Here is a 21,890-nt window from a genome sequence, read left to right on the forward strand (position 1 = left end):
AACTAAATCATATTATTGGATCACTTTAATCTCATCAGACTCTTTGGGTTTACCCTGCTCAATAGCAATTTCAACGCGACGATTTCGAGCTCGATTACTATTGCTGTCATTTGGTACCAGCGGATTATTGGATGCTTCGCCCATCACTTTCATGCGGCTTTCGTCAAAACCTGGCACTTTCATTAACTCATGGGCTACTGCAACGGCACGTTGGCTTGATAGATCCCAATTAGAACTGTAAAGCTCGTTACTTATGTGAGCACCATCAGTGTGGCCTGAAACCGTAATAACACCTGGTACATCTTTCAATAACTCACCGATTGAGCGGACTATAGGTCTAAATTTGGGTTGTAAAAAACCTGAGCCTGATGCAAACGAGCCTTTCTCTCGAATACGAATGATAATTTGCTGACCTAAAGACTCTAACTCAATGGCTCCGTCAACAATTTGCTCATTCAATTGTTCAGCCATTTTTTTAAGTTCTTCATTGATATTGTCTTGCGCTGATGCGGCATCTTTCTTAACGGCTTCAGCTTCTTTTTGCGCTGTAGCACTGGCATTACCACCACGCTGAGCGCCATTTTGTTTTTGAACACCACCAGCACTGTCTTCTTCACCAGCTTGATACTCAATTGTTTGCTGGGTCATTTCATTGGTTTGCTGGTTAATAATCTCAATAGGGGTGGGATCTGGACGTCCTGGGCGAAACTCAAGCGCAATAACCGATGTGCCTTTAGGAATATCTTTTACTTCAACTTTATTCTGTACACCAAATGCATACTTCATTGAACCCGCAATTTGCTTAAACTTCATTACGTCCATTTCAGAGAATGCCAGCAGTAACACGAAGAAGCACATTAATAGCGACATAAGATCAGCAAAGGTTGCTAACCACATAGGTGCGCCTGCGGGTGGACAATCACATTTGGCCTTGGCCATGGATTACTCTCCGTCCGTTGTATCGACCTTACGCTGTTTTTCAGCAAGGTAATTTTTCAAAAAGCCTTCAATGACTCGCGGGTTTTGGCCATCTTGAATCGCTAACACGGCATCCATGATCAAATTACGGTTCAATAACTCTTCATTCATGCGCAGCGACAATTTATCGGCCATTGGAATGGCTATCATGTTAGCGATTACCGCGCCATATAGTGTGGTTAACAAGGCTACCGCCATAGAAGGACCAATTGATTTTGGGTCATCCATGTTAGATAACATCGCAACCAAGCCGACTAAGGTACCAATCATCCCCATCGCAGGTGCAACATCACCCATTGCCTTAAAAATACCAATACCAGATTTATGGCGTTCTTCGGTTAATGCTATGTCTTTTTCTAAGGCATTACGTACAACATCGCCATCATGACCATCAACTAACATATCAACGGCTTTTTGCATAAACGTGTTGCTAATTTGCGCTTCTTCCAAGGCTAAAAAACCGCCTTTACGCGCAGCATCGGCCATATTAACTGACTGTTCAATTAAGTCTTCAGGTTTGTCGATTTTAAACATAAACGCTTTCAAACCAATCTTAACTGCACCAAGAAATTGCTTGAGATTGAACTTCATCATCACAACAAACAAAGAACCTGCCACAACAATCAGAATTGACGGTACGTCGATAAATAAGCCAATGCCACCACTGGTGACCATAGCGCCGATAATAAAAGCAAAAGCGCCAATAATACCTATCAAGGTTGCTAAATCCACAACTTCTCCTCAAATGCAGTCAATTCTGCTTGATGTGCTAATGCCTAATTATCTCTAAGGTAAGCATAATCTTATTATGTTATCGGTCAAAATCATTTCTAGTTTAGCTCGATTTTCAACTTTCTAAACAAATTTCAGTAACAAAGCGTGCTATTGAGCAAATATCCAGCGTCTGTATTTGACCCTAAAGCTTGGCTGATATACCTTGTCACACGCTGAACAAGAGGAATTGTAAACGTGGCGAAAAAACCTGAAAATCTTAGTTTTGAACAATCATTAAATGAGCTTGAAACCATTGTAGCAAATTTAGAACAAGGCGAAGTTTCCCTTGATGATGCATTAAAGCAATTTGAACGTGGTATTAAACTTGTGCGTCAAAGTCAGGCTAAACTTGAACAAGCGCAACAAAAAGTGTCCATTCTTCTTGATGAAAAAGACACATTATCACCATTAGACATTGAACAATAACATTGTTTTAGCCGTATTTTGAGGTAATCCTGTGTTAACAGATGCAATAAAGACTTATCAACAACGAGTTGATAAAGTGCTACGCCAACACTTACATAATCTGGATGATGCCGCTCCCACTTTAAAAGCTGCCATGACTCATGGTGCATTATTAGGTGGTAAACGTATTAGGCCATTTCTGGTCTACAGTGTGGGTAATCTGCTCAATGTACCGATAACTACCTTAGATAACCTTGCCGCGGCAATTGAGTGCGTTCATGCCTACTCGTTAATTCATGATGACTTGCCCGCCATGGACGATGATTGCCTTCGTCGTGGTCAGCCTACTGTGCATATTGCTTTTGACGAAGCTAGCGCAATACTTGCTGGCGATGCTTTACAAACCTTGGCTTTCGATATAATCAGTACTCCAATTGACGGTTTATCTCCTAAGCAACAATTAGCCATTGTAAAGTCATTAGCCAAAGCCTCTGGTTATCAAGGCATGTGCGGTGGCCAGGCGATTGATCTTAGTGCCACCAATCAGCGTATCGAATTAGCAAGACTGACTGAATTACACAACAAAAAAACCGGCGCATTAATCAGTTGTGCCGTTGAAATGGCGTTAATCGCGGCTGATGCCAGCAAAAGTGATTATGCCGCTTTAATGGGCTACGCTCATCATGTTGGTCTTGCTTTTCAAGTGCAAGATGACATTTTAGACATCATTGCCAGCACCGAGGAACTCGGTAAGCCACAAGGTAGTGATGAACAATCGAATAAAAGTACCTTCCCCCAACTATTGGGTTTGGAGGGGGCTAAACAGACATCACAGCAGCTTGTTGATGATGCCCTATCAGAACTGACTAAATTGCCATACAATAGCCAGTTAATTGCAGACTTTGCCCGATATATTATCGTGCGAAGAATATAATAAGACAGATATCTCACTATGAGTTTCGATAATTCTAAATATCCTGTGTTGGCCCAAGCCAATACACCAGAAGAACTTAGAAAACTACCGCAAGGCTTATTGCCACAGGTATCAGATGAGTTACGCCAATTTCTACTGCAATCAGTAGGCATGTCGAGCGGCCATTTTGCTTCTGGTTTAGGTACGGTTGAATTAACCGTAGCACTTCATTATGTCTATAACACACCGTTTGACCAATTGGTGTGGGACGTTGGCCATCAGGCTTATCCGCATAAAATTTTAACTGACCGCCGCGAGCATATGCACACTATTCGTCAAAAAAATGGTTTGCATCCTTTTCCGTGGCGTGAGGAAAGCCCATACGACACATTCAGCGTAGGCCACTCTGGGACGTCAGTGAGTGCAGCTCTGGGTATGGCGATTGCTGCAGAAAAAGAAGACCTCGGCCGTAAAGTGGTTGCTGTCATTGGTGACGGTGCAATGACCGGCGGTATGGTGTTTGAAGCGCTAAACCATGCTGGTGACTTGCACAATGACATGCTAGTTGTCTTAAATGACAACGAGATGTCCATTTCTGAAAACGTTGGCGCACTTAATAATCATTTAGCCCAATTAATGTCAGGGCGCTTTTACACCACCATTCGTGAAAGCAGTAAAAAAGTGCTAAAAGGCATGCCTGTTATTAAAGAAATGGCCAAGCGAACTGAAGAACATTTAAAAGGCATGGTCGTTCCTGGTACGCTTTTTGAGGAGCTTGGCTTTAACTATATAGGCCCTATTGATGGTCACGATGTTGATGCCCTAGTCGAAACCATGCGTAATATGCGCAACCTTAAAGGACCACAAATTCTGCACATTATGACCAAAAAAGGTCGTGGTTATGAACCTGCAGAAAAAGATCCTATCGGCTGGCATGCGGTGCCTAAATTTGACCCAAGCCAATTTAAAAAACCGGCAACTAAGCCTGGCTTACCTACTTTTTCACAGGTTTTTGGAAAGTGGCTATGTGATATAGCAGAGCAAGATAAAAGTGTAATGGGCATTACCCCTGCTATGCGTGAAGGCTCTGGTATGGTTGAGTTTTCTCAGCGTTTCCCTAAACAATATTTTGATGCAGCCATTGCAGAGCAACATGCTGTGACACTGGCTGCGGGTATGGCTTCCCAAGGCCTAAAACCTGTTGTAGCAATTTATTCCACTTTCTTACAACGTGGTTATGATCAACTCATTCATGATGTGGCATTACAACGTTTACCTGTATTATTTGCTATCGATCGTGGTGGTATTGTCGGCGCCGACGGCCCTACTCATCAAGGTGCATTCGATTTAAGCTTTATGCGCTGCATTCCCAACATGGTGATCATGACGCCGTCTGATGAAAATGAATGTCGTCAAATGTTATATACCGGATATTGTTATCAAGACGGTCCAACAGCGGTTCGCTATCCTAGAGGTAGCGCTACGGGCGCTGAACAGGTCGAGCAAATGACAGCCTTACCTATTGGCAAAGGGGTTATTAAACGTAAAGGTAAAAACATCGCGGTTGTTAATTTTGGTACAACGTTAGCAGCAGCTTTAACAGCCGCTGAAGCTCTTGATGCGACGGTAGCAGATATGCGATTTGCTAAACCACTCGATATTGAGTTGCTAACTGAATTGGCACACAGCCATGACATCATAGTCACGGTTGAAGAAAACGCCATTATGGGTGGTGCGGGCTGTGGCGTAATGGAAGTATTACAGAAGCTTAAAATCATTAAGCCTGTGCTGCAAATTGGTTTGCCTGATGAGTTTATCAAACACGGCGCACCAGATGAGATTATCAGTGAGTTAAAGCTTGATGCCGCAGGCATTGAGCAACAGATCAGAGACTATATCAATTAACGCTTGTGCTGGTTGTATTGAATAATCATTAACTACAAAAAAAGGGCTGAATTATCAGCCCTTTTTTACATTTATCCATTAACATTATTCGACTAACAATAAATGAATTATGCTTGAGTATCGATACTGGCTCCGCCTTGCGATACCATCACCATTGCTGGGCGTAAAAGACGATCATTTAAAATGTAGCCTTTTTGCATCACTAACATCACAGTGTTTTCAGGATATTCAGCACTGGGTTGCATGCCAATTGCCTGATGATGCTCTGGGTTAAAGGTTTCACCTAACGGGCTAACTTGCACAACGCCAAATTTTTCGACTGAGCTTAAGAAACCTTTCATGGTTAACTCAACACCTTCGTATAACGCTTTAGTCGCTTCATTTTCAGCAGAAGTCCCTTGTAAAGCGCGCTCCATATTATCTAGTACAGGTAGCAACTCGTTGGCGAACTTTTCTAAGGCAAATTTACGTGCCTGTTCAACGTCTTTGGCGGCACGAGTTCGAATATTTTGCGTTTCAGCGGCAGCACGTATTTCAACATCTTTACGTTCAGCTAATGCCGCTTCTGAAGCGGCTAATAATTGCTCTAATTCTTCAATGCGAAAGTTTGCTTGGGTTAACTCATCCATTAAGCTCGCTTCATCAGCTTCAATGACTGTACCTTCTTCCACTTGATTTTTAGTCTCGATATCTTGTGGATCGTAGTTTGACTCGTTGCTCATTTTCACTCCAGCTAAAAAATGCGATTTTTTTGGTAATCATAATTGAAACATGCCAGATGCAGAATAATTACCGCCACACTGACACTTTTAATTCGTTTGGGTATATTATGGGGATCAATTTTGGCGTTTCAAGCCTTTTAAGGCCAACAAATATCAATATGACCAAAAAGTTTAATACTATCGGCCTTATCGGCAAACCGCATCACCAAGGTACAAACTTAACCTTAAAACGTTTGCATCATTGGCTATCAGTGCAAGGCTATAAAGTCATCGTCGAATCTCGCGTATCGGCTGAACTAGGTAATGATGTTGCCTCAATGGACTTACTAGACATGGGCGAGCATTGTGATTTGGCCATCGTCGTCGGCGGTGACGGTAATATGCTGGGCGCTGCAAGAGTCTTGGCACGCTTTGATGTAGCCGTGATAGGTGTTAACCGAGGTAATTTGGGTTTTTTAACTGATTTACCTCCTGATAACTTTGAAGATGCTTTGGCTAATGTGTTAGATGGTGAGTTTGAAACAGAACACCGATTTTTGTTAGAAGCTGAAGTACATCGCTATGGCAAAATCACCTCCAGTAATACCGCGGTAAACGAAGCGGTTTTGCACCCAGGTAAAATTGCTCATATGATCCAGTTTGAGGTCTACATTGACGAGCAGTTTATGTATAGCCAACGTGCTGACGGGATGATTATTTCCACGCCAACGGGTTCTACCGCTTACTCATTATCAGCAGGCGGGGCCATATTAACCCCGAACCTACAGGCGCTGATACTCGTTCCTATGTTTCCACACACCTTATCGTGCAGGCCTATTGTGGTCGATGCTTGTAGCACTATCAAATTAGTGGTCTCACCCGATAACGGTGAGAATCTTGAAGTCAGTTGTGATGGTCATGTTCATTTAGCCGTTTTACCTGGGGATGAAATTATCATTCGTCGCTCAAGTGAACAGTTACGGCTTATTCATCCTAAAGGACACAATTATTTTCACGTACTACGTAATAAATTAGGCTGGGGAAGTAAACTGTTTTAAACAAAATGCAGCAGCGCTTATTCTCCCCCCTATCAGCACAGCTAATCAAGGTGATAATAACCAGTATTTATCACCTTGATTGCTCACCTCGTGAGTTACTTCACATTCATATTCGCTAATATTCAGTAAAGTTGCCTCACAGTTCACCACCTTTAATACCGTGATTTAAATCACACATGAGAATAGTGAAAACCGATCCTTGTCGCAATAACGGTGAGACAGGTGACAGTCTTGTTTTAAGATGATCTTGATCAAGTACTCAAGTCACAAAATACAGTCTATTACACTCACTTCGCGCAAGATTGAAGCATAAATCAATAACTCAAATAAAATTCAGACCTTAATTAGTACTATACAAGCAAAGAGGTATTCATGACTACTTTACAGCTACTCGCGAGCTTAACGCCTATTATAAGCGTTATGGTTTTTCTTGTTTTACTCAAACTCCCGGCATCAAAAGCAATGCCGATATCGATGGTTGCAACCGGTCTAGCCGCCCTGTTTATTTGGCAAATGGACTCCACTATTTTAGCCGCTTCTGTGGTTGAAGGTTTACTGTCGGCAATCACGCCACTGTCAATTATTTTCGGTGCTGTATTCTTACTAAATACCCTTAAATATTCTGGCGCGATGGATACTATCCGCGCAGGCTTCACTAACATCAGTGGCGATGCCCGTGTTCAAGTTATCATCATCTGTTGGTTATTTGGTTCATTCATAGAAGGTTCTGCTGGTTTTGGCACCCCAGCGGCAATTGGTGCACCTCTGCTTGTTTTACTTGGCGTACCGCCTATTGCCGCAGCCGTTGTTGCATTGATTGCTGACTCGACTTCAGTATCATTTGGTGCAATTGGCTTACCGGTTCTATTTGGTATGGAACAGGGCCTAATGGAAAATGGCGTGTCTATGGCGTCAGCGCAAATTGCTCAACATGGCAGTAGCTTTGTTGATTATGCTCAATTCATCGCTATGCACATGATCACCATCGATTTGATTACTGGCTCGCTAGTACCATTAGTTCTCGTGTCCGTATTAACCGGTTTCTTTGGCCGTAATCGCTCATTTAAAGAAGGCTTACAAATTTGGAAATTTGCATTGTTTGCAGGTTTCGCATTCACCTTACCAGCATGGTTAATTAACTATATCGCCGGCCCTGAGTTCCCTTCAGTTATAGGTGCATTAGTGGGTATGGCAATTGTTATCCCTGTGGCCAAGAAAGGTTGGTTATTACCGGCTACACCTTGGAATGACTTTGCTGAAAATGATGCAAAAGATGACACAGAAGACAAAGCTGTTGCCGCAGAGCCAGCTAAGTTTTCACAAATTGCGGCTTGGTCTCCCTATATCATTATGGCGGCACTATTAGTGCTGTCTCGTGTAGTAGCACCATTTAAAGATTGGTTAAACAGCTTCAACATCAGTTGGACAGGCCTCATGGGCACTGAATTAAAAGCAAGTTTTGCCACTTTCTATGCCCCAGGTATTTTCTTTGTACTAGTGTGTATTCTTGGGTTCTTCTTATTCAAAATGAAACCAAAAGCGATTAAACAATCGATTACCGTTTCGTGTACTTCGATGTTACCAACGATTATTTCATTAGGTGCATCAGTACCTATGGTAAAAATCTTTTTAAACTCTGGTGCTAATGGCTCTGGCTTAGCCTCAATGCCTGTTGCTTTAGCTGATTTATTAGCCAACACCATGGGCTCGGTTTGGGCTTGGGTATCACCCGTTGTCGGTATTTTTGGTGCCTTCTTGTCAGGCTCTGCGACATTTTCAAACATGATGTTCTCAGGTTTACAATATTCAGTAGCAGATAACATTGGTATGAACCACGCTATGGCATTAGCCCTACAAGGCATTGGTGCTAATGCCGGTAACATGATGTGTGTCATGAACGTTGTTGCAGCCGCAACCGTCGTCGGCATGGCAGGTAGAGAATCAGAGATTATTCGTAAAACAATGCCCGTTGCCCTTCTTTACGCCTTCACTGCCGGAACAATCGCATTTGTCTGGGGTGGTTTCTAATATTTAACTCATTGCAAGTAGCTATCATAGCTACTTGCTGATTTACTAAATTGCAAAAATGAGAGAAAAATATGACTATTAATTATCAAATCGTCATGGATGAGTTATTAGCTAAGCTAGGCAAAGATGCTGTTAGCAACGATCCAGTGCGTCGTTTCGCTTGGTCAACCGATGCAAGTTACTTCAGAATTGTCCCCGAAATCGTTGTTCATGCTGATGATATCGACCAAGTAAAAGCGACCCTTGAAATTGCCAACAAATACCAAGCGCCGGTAACTTACCGTGCGGCTGGTACCAGTTTGTCTGGCCAAGCTATTGGTGAAGGCATTTTACTTATTCTTGGTCATGATGGTTTCAGAAAGATTGAAATCAGCGAAAATGGTGAGCAAATAACACTCGGTGTGGCGGTGATTGGTGCTGATGCCAATGCGGCATTAAAGCCATTGAATAAAAAAATCGGTCCAGATCCTGCAACATTAAATGCTGCCAAAATTGGGGGTATTGTGGCAAACAATGCCTCTGGCATGTGTTGTGGTACTGCACAAAATTCTTATCAAACTATCGACTCAGTAAAGCTAATTTTTGCTGATGGTACTGAACTAGATACCGGCTGTGAGCAGTCAAAAGCAGCATTTAACGCATCCCATGGCGAATTAGTTAAGTCGTTAATGGACTTAGCCGAAATGACCCAAAATAATCCAACCCTTGCGGCGCGGATTAAGAAGAAGTTTTCAATCAAAAACACTACGGGTTACAGCATCAATGCGTTAATTGATTATAGTGACCCATTCGACATCATTAACCACCTTATTGTGGGTTCTGAAGGAACCTTAGCCTTCGTTAATGAAGTCACCTACCACACGGTTGAAGAAGCTAAATTTAAAGCTTCAGCCATGGCAGTATTTTTCAATATGGAAGATGCAGCACGTGCTGTTCCCCCATTAAATATTGATGCAGTTGCTGCGGTAGAGCTACTAGACTGGGCGTCAATCAAAGCGGTAACGGGTAAACCTGGTATGCCAGATTGGCTAGCATCACTACCTGAAGGCGCGGCGATTTTATTGATTGAGTGTCGTGCTAATGACCACGAAACCTTAGTTGAATACACTGAAACAGTTAAAGATAAAATTGCCCATATTGAAACTGAACGTCCTATCACCTTCAGTGCTGATCCTGCAGTATTTAGTAAATACTGGGCGATGCGTTCTGGTTTATTCCCAATTATTGGTGGCGCACGCCCTAAAGGCACGTCAGTAATTATTGAAGATGTGGCATTTGAATTACAACACCTTGCTGCTGCCGCTGCGGATTTAACCACATTGTTCCATAAACATGGCTACCCTGAAGGGGTCATTTATGGCCATGCGCTTGCGGGTAACTTTCACTTTATTATCACCCCGACTTTCTCTACCCAAGCCGATATTGATTGCTTCCATGCGTTTATGCAGGATGTAGCAGAAATGGTTATCAATAAGTACGATGGCTCAATGAAAGCGGAACATGGTACTGGACGAGCGGTCGCACCATTTGTTGAAATGGAATGGGGCGCTGATGCTTATACTTTGATGAAGCAAATTAAGCATATTTTTGATCCTCAAGGGTTGTTAAACCCAGGGGTTATTTTAAATGATGATGCCGAAATTCACGTTAAAAACATCAAGCCATGCCCTGTAGTAGATGACTTTGTCGACAAATGTATCGAATGTGGTTTTTGTGAAAAAACCTGCCCAACATCGGCACTTAATTTTTCACCTCGTCAACGTATCGCCACATTACGAGAAATTGAACGCTTAGAACAAGTTGGTGAAAAACAAGCGGCTGCTGAAATGCGTGCTAGCTCAAAATACGATGTCATCGATACCTGTGCAGCCTGCCAGCTATGTACTATTGCCTGCCCAGTAGACAACAGCATGGGTAAACTTGTACGTAAATTACGTACTCCCTATATCACCACCACAGAACAAAAAGTATTAGACTTCCAAGCCAACCATTTTGGCCTGGTAAATAGCGCTATCAGTACTGGTTTCAATATTCTTGGCACTATCCATAAACTTACTGGTGCGACTATTACTAACTCAGTAATGAATGTGGGTCGTATGATCACCAAAGAAGTGCCTTATTGGAACCCTGATTTTGCTAAAGGTGGCAATGTAGCCAAGGCTCCGGCACATAAAACAGGTCAACCAACTGTGGTGTATTTCCCTGCTTGTGGTGGCAGAACGTTTGGCCCAACGCCAAAAGATCCTGATAATCGCACATTATCAGAAGTGACAATGACCTTATTAGAACGTGCTGGATATAACGTCATTACCCCAGACAACACGCGCCATTTATGTTGTGGTCAAATGTGGGAGTCAAAGGGTGATTTTAAAAACGCGGATGCCAAACGCCAAGAGCTTATTGATGAAGTCAGCAAACTCACTCAAGGTGGTACCTTACCTGTCATTATCGATGGATTGTCTTGCACCAAGCGGACATTACAAGATAATAATGTTGGCGGAAATGTCAAAATTGTCGATTTAGTTGAATTCATCCATGATGATATTTTACCTAAATTGACTATCAACAAGAAATCTAATGTGGCGTTGCACATAGGTTGTAGTGCCAGACACATGAAAGTTGAACCTAAAATGATGGCTATTGCAGAAGCTTGTGCGCAAAACATTATTCGCCCAGCAGGTATTGAATGTTGCGGTTACGCTGGAGAGAAAGGGCTTTATAAACCTGAAATAAACGCCAGTGCTTTGCGTAACATTAAAAAGTTACTACCTGTAGAAGCGAAAGAAGGTTATTACGCTAATCGAATGTGTGAAGTTGGCTTAACCCAACACAGCGGTATTTCTTATCGCCATTTAGCATATTTAGTTGAAGAAAGTTCTCGTTAAACGTTAATAACTTAAACAAAGGGCCAGTCATTTGACTGGCCCTTCTTTTTACCCCCGAAATAACAATACCTCAATACTGCGTACCATGCTGCCCTAGTCTAATAAATCATTTTATTCTGCATAATCTCAGGGGCATTTTCTTCATGAAACCTACGGCCTATAGTTTAATGTTTTTATCGCTGCACTTCTGTCATATTTGCATATTAAACCTATAATTAATCATGAACTTGACTGACTCGACAGAAATAGCGGATATTAACTAGCGTGATCTCAGGATGAGCTAAAAATAAGTAAATTAATCATATGAAAATAGAAACCTCTCAATTTATTACTTCAATGTCATACTGGGTTCTTACCATTTTATGGTTAGTCATAGTGGGTATTTACCTGCAAAAAATAAAACAGTTAAAGGCAATAAAAGGTGTTTTAGGTGGAACAATTACCGTTTTACTGATGATCCTTACTATTGATGCAATTAGAACAATCATTGAAAGTGTTTATTTTGGTCTGTATTTCAACTCTATGTATGGCTTACTCCCAAATTCCATTCATGAATTACTGTCACAACCCAATCTGCTTATCCTTCCTAAAACCATCAATATTGCCGCAGGTTTACTAGTAATATGGCTATTAATCAATCATTGGATCCCCAGGGAATTGCGAGAGCGTGAAGAGTCATTGCGCATATTGAATGAAGCAAAAATCTCATCTTTAAACAATGAAAAATTATTTACATCAATTTTTAACTGTGTGTCTGATGGCTGTGTTTTTGTTGACCCTCAAGGCTGTATTATTTCGATAAACCAAGGCTTAGAAAAATTATTGGGCTACCGTAAACAAGAATTAGTAGGCCAAAACGTCTTAATAATTTATGCCTCTAATGAAGAATATGAACAATACGGTCACAGATACTTTAACCCCGAAGCAGAAGAGACGCTTGAATCCTGTGAAGCTAATTACAAGCGTAAAGATGGGAGCATAGTAATAGCTGAAACCAGCAGGGTTATCATTAAAGATGTTGATAACAAAATTCAAGGTTACATGGGGCTCCTTAGGGACATAACTGAACGAAAGAATATCGCATTCAAGCTGCAGGCAAGTAAACAAAAACTGACTCATCATATCCAAAATACCCTTCTGGGCTACATTTGCTGGGATAAAAACTCAAATTGTATTGATATGAATAAGTCTGCAGAAAAAATTTTTGGTTATTCACTAGAGGAAGTAAAAGGTAATTCATTATTAGATTTATTAGTTCCTGAAGACATTCGTGTCAATATTAAAACTAACTGTCAATCACAGTTTAAAAGTAATAAGACATCAGTAAGCATCAATAAAAACCTGACCAAAGATGGTCGAACCATTATTTGTGAGTGGCACAATACGCCAGATTTAGACACTGAAGGTAATGTGGTTGGTATGACATCTTTAATCCAAGATGTAACTGAAAATAGACTAAATCAAATTGCTTTACATGAAGCAGAAAAAAAATTTCGTGAACAAAGTCAGCGTTATGCCGAAGTACTATGGGCCGCCAACTTAGGTACTTGGGAATGGAATATTCACACTGGTGATTTTGTATTAAATGAAAGATGGTGTGAGATGCTGGGCTTTACGCTTGAAGAACTTAAACCTATCACTATTGATACATGGAAAAACCTATTACATCCCGATGATACTCTGAAGACTAATGAACTGGTTCACCTCTGTTTTATAAACGAAATTGAAACCTATGAATCAGAATTTAGGATGCGCCATAAAGATGGTCATTGGGTCTGGATTCTTGATAGAGGCCGTGTGGTTGAATGGACTATTGATGGTGAACCGGTTCGCATGTCTGGCACACATCAGGATATCACCGCGAAAAAGAAAGCTGATGAAGATGTAAAGCTAGCAGCAAGTGTATTTACTTATGCTAAAGAGGGAATCATCATCACTGACTCTTCTGGTACAATTATTGATGCCAATGAGGCATTCACTACCGTGACAGGATACACATTCGATGAGGTGATTAATCAACATCCTCGAATTCTTCAATCTGGACGTCATACATCAAAATTTTACAAAAACATGTGGACAACGCTTCACGAAAAAGGTTTCTGGACCGGAGAAATATGGAATAAGCGTAAAAATGGAGATATTTACCCTGAGATGCTCACAATAAGTGCGGTAATAGACAGCTTGGGTAAAGTAAAAAACTACATAGGCCTGTTTAATGACATTTCTGCAATTAAAGAATACCAAACTCGCTTAGAACGCATAGCCCATTTTGACACATTAACCAACTTACCCAATAGAACATTGCTGGCAGATAGATTAACTCAATCTATGAGCCGTTGTCAGCGACAAAAGACCCTCATAGGCGTTGCATTTCTTGACTTAGACAAATTCAAAATAGTGAACGATACCCATGGTCATGATGTTGGCGATCAATTATTAATTTTGATTTCAACTCGGATGAAAAAAGCATTACGTGATGAAGATACTCTCGCACGTATTGGTGGGGATGAATTTGTCGTGATCATGGAAAACATCACAACAGTGTCAGATTGTGAGCCCATCTTAAATAGACTTTTAGAGGCAGCATCTGAGGCGGTAGTCATCAACGGCATTAAATTAGAAGTTTCTACCAGTATTGGAGTATCAATTTATCCTAAAGATGGACTGGATGCAGACCAACTAATTCGTAACGCTGATCAAGCAATGTATATAGCAAAACAGCATGGTAAAAATCGTTTTCATTTATTTGATAACGAACAAAATATTGCCATTGTGTTAAAACACGAAAAATTAAAACAAATTCGCCATGCACTAGACCAATCTGAGTTTAGACTTTTTTATCAGCCTAAAGTAAATATGCAGACGGGTAACATTATCGGCGTTGAAGCATTAATTCGTTGGCAATCTTCGGAAAGGGGAATTATCGGACCAAATGAATTTCTTCCCCTCATTGAAAATAATGAACTGATAATCGAAATAGGCGAATGGGTCATTAAAACGGCATTACAACAAATCAAAGTATGGAAAACTATGGGCTTAAATATTCCTGTCAGTGTCAATATCAGCGCGCTGCAGTTACAGAGTAATGACTTCCCTGCTCGATTAAGCGCACTTTTATCACAATTCCCAGAAGTACCACCAACAGATCTAGAATTAGAAGTATTGGAAACGAGTGCATTAGGTGATTTGTTAAAAATATCCGAAACCATGCAGAATTGTATAAAACTCGGGGTAAACTTTGCTCTAGATGATTTCGGCACAGGTTATTCCTCATTAAGCTATTTAAGACGATTACCCGCAAGTGTCATTAAAATAGACCAAACATTTGTCCGCGATATGTTAATTGATCCCGAGGATTTAGCGATTATAGAAAGTGTAGTCTTACTCGCTAAATCATTTAAACGAGATGTGATTGCTGAAGGTGTTGAAACTATTGATCATGGCATCGCACTTTTGGAATTAGGCTGTGTTTTCGCACAAGGATATGCCATAGCAAAACCTATGCCCGCAGAGGAGATCCCCCTCTGGATAGAAAGCTGGCAACCTGAAGTTAGCTGGCAGCAATATTCTAATAAGAATTAATCGTAAGACTTGATTCACACTAAATTGAATGAATTTAATTAAAAACGGTAAAATTTAAAATAAGACATTGTTATCGTCATTTTCAATACATGCCAGTAACGATTGTTGTAACTCAGCACTATTAAGTGGTTGTTCTGTGATAATTTCTAAACGAGAATCCACAGCCTCATCTAGCTCTGATAAATGCAATATTGAATCAACCATGTTGATCCCTAATATGCCATCTAGGGTAATCATCACCGCTTTTAATCGGATAATATCCGGGCGTTTAAATGCCTCAACCCATTGCAGCAATAAATCAAAATTAAAGGTCACACTGGCGCTTATAAGCCAGCCTATACTGTAACAACCTTCACCTTGATTGAGTTTGCATACCACCTCACCCTCCATCAAAGCAGGTGTTGGTGTATCATCAGCTTGATTAAACCACACATTAGATCCTGCTGTAGCGCTATTCAAAAGTGAACTGCGCTGTAAGGGATTAACCTTAGATGGTTTATTTCGAGCGGGAGTATTTAATCCTGCGTATATTGCATGGATAAATGCACTGGATTGGAAGTAATCGCCGCCTTGCAACACCCTAGAACTAATGGCTAGTTGATGAAGAAAATCATCCAACACCTCTAACTCATTATGTTGATAAAGCTCGGTTTTACTGGCAACAATGATATCGGCTATCAACAATTGTTGGCGATAAGTAGCGTGGTCACGATAACGGGGATTTGCAAGCTTACGGGCATCAATTAAACACACACTCGCTTGCAAATTTATCACCTGAGCATAATGCGGGGCTGACAACACGTTAATCATTTCCTGAGGATGACCGAGTCCTGTTGGTTCGATTAACAATCTGTCTGGCTTAGCCCGTTGAATTATTTGATTAATGGCAACCTGTATTGGCACTCCGGCTGCACAACAAAGGCAGCCACCAGCCACCTCTTTTATCACTACACCCGTTTGGCTAGCACCATTGATTAACCCTGCATCAATGCCGATTTCACCAAACTCATTCACCAACACAGCCCAAACCTCATGTTCAGGTTTCTGATTCAATAGCTGCTTAATCAGACTGGTTTTACCCACACCTAAAAAGCCTGTGATTATGTTGGTTTTTACAGGGTTAATTATCATTTTTTCGCTTTACTGTACTTACCTTTACGCTGCGGTTTACCAGAATCTTTATCAAACTGGCCAGAACGGTTATTACGATTAGGTCGCCCGTGTTTTTTAACGGCCTTAGCAGGCTCTATGTCCTGCTCACGATAGCGAGCAGGAAGCGGCGCACCTTGCTCATAGCCAGCCACCACGCTTAAGTGCAGTTTTTGCTCAATAACCTCTTCAATCGCAGCGAGAAATTCGTGCTCCTGCGGGCTCACCAGTGAAATTGCTTCACCTGATAATCCAGCTCGCCCAGTGCGACCAATTCGATGCACATAATCTTCTGGCTCTTCAGGCAGCTCAAAGTTAATCACCCGCGGTAACGCTTGAATATCCAGTCCTCTTGCGGCTAAATCGGTTGCGACTAACACCCGCAATTTTCCCGATTTAAACTCTTCAAGCGCCTTATTACGTGCGCCTTGAGATTTATCACCATGGAACACCGCACTTTTAATACCGTCTAAACTTAATTCTTTTTGAAGGTGGTCAGCGGTTTCTTTACGGCTGGTAAATACCATCACTTGTTGCCAATTATGTTTACCGATCAATTCAGACAGCAACTCTGCTTTACGACGTTTATCGACTTGATAACCTAACTGCGACACAGTGGTTGCTGTCGTCGCCATAGCAACATTGACATATTCAGGCTCAATTAACATCTTGTCTGCTAACAGCTTAATCTCGTCAGAAAACGTTGCTGAAAACATCATGGTTTGATGATTACGGCTAATTAAACGCTTCACTTTTTCGATGTCTTTAACAAACCCAAGATCAAGCATGCGATCTGCTTCATCGATAACCAAATACTTCACGGTATCCAGTTGTAAATCATGTTGACCGACTAAATCAAACAGTCGACCAGGTGTCGCCACTAAAATACTTACGCCCTGGCTAATAGCTCCAAGCTGTGGACGAATACTCGCCCCGCCATAAACCGCCACACTTTTCAGCGTCAAATGTTGGCAATATTGAACAATATTCTGTTCAATTTGAATAGCAAGCTCGCGCGTTGGCGTCATGATCAGCACGGATAACTGACTATTTTCTATATTATTTACATCCACATTCGAAAGCATTTCGATTAATGGCAATGCAAACGCAGCTGTTTTTCCTGTACCAGTCTCGGCATTAGCCAAAACATCTTTGCCCGCTTGGATCAGTGGGATCACGGCCATCTGAACTGGCGTGGGGGTCACATAGCCAATCTCAGCAAGTGCTTGTTGAATTTCAGGCTTTAATCCTAGCGATAAAAATGACATAACAGACTCTACACAGTAAAAAGAATTAGCAATCGCGTATTGTATACCGAATTAACCAGAAACTCAGAAAAATCAGCTACCCATGCGTTAAAAAGCAACAGAGCTTCAGACTGTTCAAGGTAACAGTTTGTATCCATTAAGTGTTTTTTGTTGAATCTATACGCCAAAACAGCAAATATACTCGCAAACTTATAACAATTTCATAAAGGAATGTATGAAACACTATTTAATTGCCGCTGCTGTTTTCGGTTTAACTGCTTGTGGTGGTTCTGACTCATCGCCCGAAACACCTACAATCCCTCCCGCACCTGCACCTGAGTTAACGGTTAGTCTTTGTTATGCCGTAGATACCACTATGGGAGTATTTACCTTAGGTATTGATAACACCAATATGCCGATTACTGCGGCGAATTTCAGCCGATATGTCGACAATAAATTTTATGACGGCACCCTATTCCACCGTATTGCGAATAACTTTGTTAATCAGGGTGGTGGTTTTACAACAGGGCTAAATGCTAAAACTACCTTTGACCCGATTAAAAATGAGTCAAGCGTAGGTCTTAAAAATGACCGCGGTACTATCGCAATGGCACGTACCCAAATATCAGATTCAGCAACCAGTCAGTTCTTTATTAATATCCATGATAACGACAATTTAAATTACCCCAGTCAAGGTGGATATGCGGTATTTGGTAAAGTTGTTGAGGGTATGGAAGTTGTTGACATTATGAATGCTGTAAAGACAGCTTCAGTACAAAAAAATGGCGTCACTTTCACCGATGTCCCTGTTGAGGAAATTGTCATTAACAGCATCACTGAGGCAGACTGCCCGGGTTAATCGGTCTGGGTTTATTTTTTTCTGATATGAGTTGTGTATAAAAGATCTCTCTTCTCTTTTGTACACAACTACTCTTCCTATCTCATTTCTTACAAAACTTTCGGCTCCGTAACAAAACTACTCCTTAATAAGTATTAACAGCGCTATTCTTTGATATTGCTCACAAATACTGCTCAATGACATTGGTATGTTAACTACAGATAAAATAATCCGTAGAGGTAACAACCATGGCGACAAAATTTTTTATTCCTAGCGTTAATATCTTAGGTCAAAACAGCGTAGAGGAAGCCGTTAAAGACATTAAAAGCTTTGGATTTAAGCATGCGCTTATCGTGACAGACAAACCTTTAGTCAAAATTGGTTTAGTCGCCAAAGTTGCTGATAAGCTACAAACTGAAAGTATCCAAGTGTCTATTTTTGATGGTGTTCAACCAAATCCAACAACAGGCAATGTTGAAGCGGGTTTAGCCTTATTGAATAGCAATAAATGTGATTTCATTATTTCATTGGGCGGCGGATCTCCACATGATTGCGCTAAAGGCATCGCATTAGTGGCAACAAACGGAGGCCAAATTAAAGATTATGAAGGTGTCGATGTTTCAACAAAACCGCAATTACCTTTAGTAGCGATCAACACCACTGCCGGCACTGCCAGTGAAATGACGCGTTTTTGTATTATCACCGATGAAGCCCGTCACATTAAGATGGCCATTGTTGATAAGAACACCACACCAATTTTGTCCGTCAATGATCCAGAGCTAATGCTTGATAAGCCGGCATCACTAACCGCAGCTACAGGTATGGATGCTCTGACTCATGCTGTTGAGGCTTATGTGTCAATTGCTGCAAATCCGATCACTGATGCATGTGCCATTAAAGCGATTGAACTCATTAAAGCTAATTTAGTAAATGCGGTTAAGGATGGGCAAAACATTGATGCTCGCGAACAAATGGCCTATGCACAGTTTTTAGCCGGCATGGCATTTAATAATGCAAGTTTAGGTTATGTACATGCGATGGCGCATCAACTAGGCGGTTTCTACGACTTGCCACATGGTGTGTGTAATGCAATTTTACTCCCTCACGTGCAAAGCTATAACGCCCAAGTTGTACCTCAGCGCTTAGCCGATGTAGCCAAAGCAATGGGCGAAAATACCAATGGGTTATCAGCAGAGTTAGCAGCTAAACTTGCTATAGAAGCAATTAAGAATTTATCTGAATCAGTAGATATTCCTGCAACACTGACAGAGTTGGGAGTAAAAGCTGAAGATATTCCTACTCTTGCGGAAAATGCACTTAAAGATGCTTGTGGTTTTACCAACCCACAACAAGCTAGCTTTGATGAAATTTGCCAAATTTACCAAGCTGCATTATAACGTTTTGCAAAAATATAACATCTCTCAGCACATATAAGCCAGCTAAGTGATGCCACTGAAGCCCGCACTCCCGCGGGCTTTTTATTGGTTAAATTTTGTTTACCAACAACTGGTTAGAAGATACATTAGTAAAAGCGAACCTACCTCTCAGTTCTGATAATATCGATTGACCCCTAATGAATTTAAGGTCTATGATGAATCAACTTAAAAAAAAAGGTACTCACCATGACAGCGATTACTCATGTTCACAATTACACCGTTCGTTGCCCTCATTATCAACAAAATGACAAACAAGCCAGTTGGCAGAATCACATCGAAGTTAACCATTCTTGCGAAATAGCCTTAGACAGAATCACCAAATGGCATAACAATGCTGGTAGTAAACTATTTGAAATCTACGGTATTACAATTCGTAAAGCCGATAAAGAAGAAGCTTACTTTGCAATGCAAAGCAGCCGTTTGAAGCACGATGGTCATGGCTTAGTGACATTTAAGGTTTACTTGGATAATTGTTGTCAAGATGCGTCGGTGAATGACATCATGACTCATCTTATCCAGGATTATCAGCAACGCTGCGAAAAAATTAGTTAACCTCAACTCGGGTTAATAGATGGGCTCAATAAGCTGAACTCAACAGATTTAGCTAGTTTTTTAGCCAACTTGTCATTTGTTTTGAAAACAAGGCACATTAACACGTCAATAGCTGGCCTGTTGCACGTTAATGAAACGCAGTTAGCATGACAAAGCACTGTTTGGTCAGCGTTTATTATCCCAAGCTGAGATTAGTTGATCAGCCTGCGTTAAAATAAACAAAAAAAGCTTAGTAAATACTAAGCTTTTTTGTACTGATTTTGAGAAAGAACTAACCACAATCAAGTTGCATAAAACCACCAGCATGGGTGTTTTCATCAAACACTAACCCTTTAAAATGATTGTTAAGTAATTCTTGTTGATGTTCTTGATGATGGGTACCAATACAAAGATTTTCCCCCGCAGCCAGTTGTCGTTTCTGCACACTAGGTTTACTCCACAATACAGAGCCGATAGGCTGGCAGTCAGGTAATGCTAAAGGTAATAAACCTGTGGTGTTACGTAAATAACACCTTAATCCTGTACCTGCGCGAGCGATTGTTGCCTCGTAATGGGATAAATCAACACAGATATAAATCATATCAGTAATGATGTGTAGCCCAGACCCCACCATTCGAGCATTCAAATAGTTCAACATCTCTGTAGGGCAAATAAGCGTATTACTTGAGCCTGTACGAAAATTTTTCAGCTTCTGATTGATAAAACTACTCAGCAAAACACAACCAAAAGCAGCACTATTATCTTCAGGATTAAAATGCGCCATATACATAATAAGATGTTTTTCACCCACCATAGTGGAATCAATAAAATAAGCACTGACGTCACTGTTTTTGAATAAGCTGTAATCAATCGATGCATGGGGATATTGAATGTGGGATGAAGGGAAAAGCTGTTGCTGGACATTCTTAGCTGCGTGAGCACTTTGCTCTAACATTAATAGGTTGTCGTTTAACTCTTGGTAGGACAATTCAGCCAGCTGACGCGCGAAAACATCCGTTGGATCATAAGCCACTTTGGCTGAATGTTGCGCCGATTGACTTAACGCCTGCTCAATAGCGGCCTCAATAATAAATAAATCAGCGACAGGTTTAACAAGGTAATCACAAGCGCCAATACGTAATGCCTCAACCACATCAGACATAACATCGTTACCAGAGATAACAATAGCGGGCACATTAGCATTAATGGCCATCATTTGTCGTAACATGGGTAAACCACCCAATTTAGGCATATTGAGATCAGCTATGACAATATCAAACTTAAGCTCACTGAATAAATCCAAACCTTGTCTGCCATTACTGGCATGTCTAACGACAGCCCCTTTACTGTGTAAAAAGTCTGTCAATAATTGACTGAAAATGGGGTCATCTTCAACGAATAAAACTGATATATCTGTTAGCGCCATACACAACTCCACAGATGAAAACCTGCCAGAGTTA

At 41.1% G+C, this 21,890-nt stretch carries 16 protein-coding genes; 10 read left to right on the top strand and 6 right to left on the bottom strand.

Annotated elements, in window-relative coordinates:
* Positions 1-12: 12 nt before the first annotated feature.
* Both ORI98_RS00465 and pomA read right to left on the bottom strand, forming a co-directional pair.
* Positions 13-939, bottom strand: a complete 927-nt coding sequence (locus tag ORI98_RS00465; protein ID WP_261297980.1) for a flagellar motor protein MotB — start codon at positions 937-939, stop codon at positions 13-15.
* A 3-nt stretch (positions 940-942) separates the two neighbouring features.
* A complete protein-coding gene (pomA, locus tag ORI98_RS00470) occupies positions 943-1,710 on the bottom strand; it encodes a flagellar motor protein PomA (RefSeq protein WP_261297981.1) in 768 nt (255 codons plus the stop codon).
* Between the two features lie 237 nt (positions 1,711-1,947).
* On the opposite strand from pomA, the gene xseB reads away from it, so the two are divergent.
* The 3 genes from xseB to dxs are packed head-to-tail and all read left to right on the top strand — an operon-like array spanning position 1,948 to position 4,975.
* Positions 1,948-2,178 carry an exodeoxyribonuclease VII small subunit gene (gene xseB / locus ORI98_RS00475; protein WP_261297982.1) on the top strand — a complete coding sequence of 77 codons (231 nt, stop codon included), beginning with the start codon at positions 1,948-1,950 and terminating at the stop codon, positions 2,176-2,178.
* Positions 2,179-2,209: 31 nt separating this feature from the next.
* Complete coding sequence (gene ispA / locus ORI98_RS00480; RefSeq protein WP_306133837.1) at positions 2,210-3,091, top strand: (2E,6E)-farnesyl diphosphate synthase; 882 nt, start codon at positions 2,210-2,212, stop codon at positions 3,089-3,091.
* A gap of 18 nt (positions 3,092-3,109) precedes the next feature.
* Positions 3,110-4,975, top strand: a complete 1,866-nt coding sequence (gene dxs, locus ORI98_RS00485) for a 1-deoxy-D-xylulose-5-phosphate synthase (protein WP_306133838.1) — start codon at positions 3,110-3,112, stop codon at positions 4,973-4,975.
* Between the two features lie 107 nt (positions 4,976-5,082).
* On the opposite strand, the gene grpE is transcribed toward dxs, so the two are convergent.
* Positions 5,083-5,697 carry a nucleotide exchange factor GrpE gene (gene grpE / locus ORI98_RS00490; RefSeq protein WP_261297985.1) on the bottom strand — a complete coding sequence of 205 codons (615 nt, stop codon included), beginning with the start codon at positions 5,695-5,697 and terminating at the stop codon, positions 5,083-5,085.
* A gap of 158 nt (positions 5,698-5,855) precedes the next feature.
* Between grpE and nadK the strand changes: the two genes are divergently transcribed.
* The 4 genes from nadK (at position 5,856) to ORI98_RS00510 (ending at position 15,229) form a co-directional block, all read left to right on the top strand.
* Positions 5,856-6,734: an NAD(+) kinase gene (gene nadK, locus ORI98_RS00495; protein WP_261297986.1), complete on the top strand. Its 879-nt coding sequence runs from the start codon at positions 5,856-5,858 to the stop codon at positions 6,732-6,734.
* Between the two features lie 372 nt (positions 6,735-7,106).
* Positions 7,107-8,762 (top strand): L-lactate permease, encoded by a 1,656-nt coding sequence (locus tag ORI98_RS00500; protein WP_306133839.1) that lies wholly within the window; start codon positions 7,107-7,109, stop codon positions 8,760-8,762.
* A gap of 71 nt (positions 8,763-8,833) precedes the next feature.
* The gene (locus ORI98_RS00505) at positions 8,834-11,647 is read left to right on the top strand and encodes an FAD-binding and (Fe-S)-binding domain-containing protein (protein WP_261297988.1); all 2,814 of its coding nucleotides are present in this window, start codon (positions 8,834-8,836) and stop codon (positions 11,645-11,647) included.
* 303 nt (positions 11,648-11,950) lie between these two features.
* On the top strand, positions 11,951-15,229 hold the full coding sequence (locus ORI98_RS00510) for a GGDEF and EAL domain-containing protein (protein WP_306133841.1): 3,279 nt from the start codon (positions 11,951-11,953) through the stop codon (positions 15,227-15,229).
* Between the two features lie 54 nt (positions 15,230-15,283).
* Here the strand turns inward: ORI98_RS00510 and ORI98_RS00515 are convergent, their stop codons facing one another.
* On the bottom strand, positions 15,284-16,360 hold the full coding sequence (locus tag ORI98_RS00515; protein WP_306133842.1) for a GTP-binding protein: 1,077 nt from the start codon (positions 16,358-16,360) through the stop codon (positions 15,284-15,286).
* On the bottom strand, positions 16,357-17,646 hold the full coding sequence (locus ORI98_RS00520; protein WP_261297991.1) for a DEAD/DEAH box helicase: 1,290 nt from the start codon (positions 17,644-17,646) through the stop codon (positions 16,357-16,359). The genes ORI98_RS00515 and ORI98_RS00520 overlap by 4 nt, the downstream gene beginning before the upstream one ends.
* 214 nt (positions 17,647-17,860) lie before the next feature.
* On the opposite strand from ORI98_RS00520, the gene ORI98_RS00525 reads away from it, so the two are divergent.
* The 3 genes from ORI98_RS00525 to ORI98_RS00535 all read left to right on the top strand — a co-directional run bounded on the left by ORI98_RS00525 (position 17,861) and on the right by ORI98_RS00535 (position 20,451).
* On the top strand, positions 17,861-18,484 hold the full coding sequence (locus ORI98_RS00525; RefSeq protein WP_306133843.1) for a peptidylprolyl isomerase: 624 nt from the start codon (positions 17,861-17,863) through the stop codon (positions 18,482-18,484).
* Between the two features lie 227 nt (positions 18,485-18,711).
* Positions 18,712-19,860 carry an L-threonine dehydrogenase gene (gene yiaY / locus ORI98_RS00530; RefSeq protein ID WP_306133844.1) on the top strand — a complete coding sequence of 383 codons (1,149 nt, stop codon included), beginning with the start codon at positions 18,712-18,714 and terminating at the stop codon, positions 19,858-19,860.
* Between the two features lie 225 nt (positions 19,861-20,085).
* Complete coding sequence (locus ORI98_RS00535) at positions 20,086-20,451, top strand: cytoplasmic protein (protein WP_306133845.1); 366 nt, start codon at positions 20,086-20,088, stop codon at positions 20,449-20,451.
* Positions 20,452-20,722: 271 nt separating this feature from the next.
* Here ORI98_RS00535 and ORI98_RS00540 read toward each other — a convergent pair whose 3' ends face one another.
* Entirely contained in the window at positions 20,723-21,856 is a 1,134-nt protein-coding gene (locus ORI98_RS00540; protein WP_306133846.1) for a response regulator, read from the bottom strand.
* Positions 21,857-21,890 lie beyond the last annotated feature (34 nt).

The organism is Shewanella sp. ULN5 (genome assembly GCF_030731885.1).
GTDB lineage: Bacteria > Pseudomonadota > Gammaproteobacteria > Enterobacterales > Shewanellaceae > Shewanella > Shewanella holmiensis.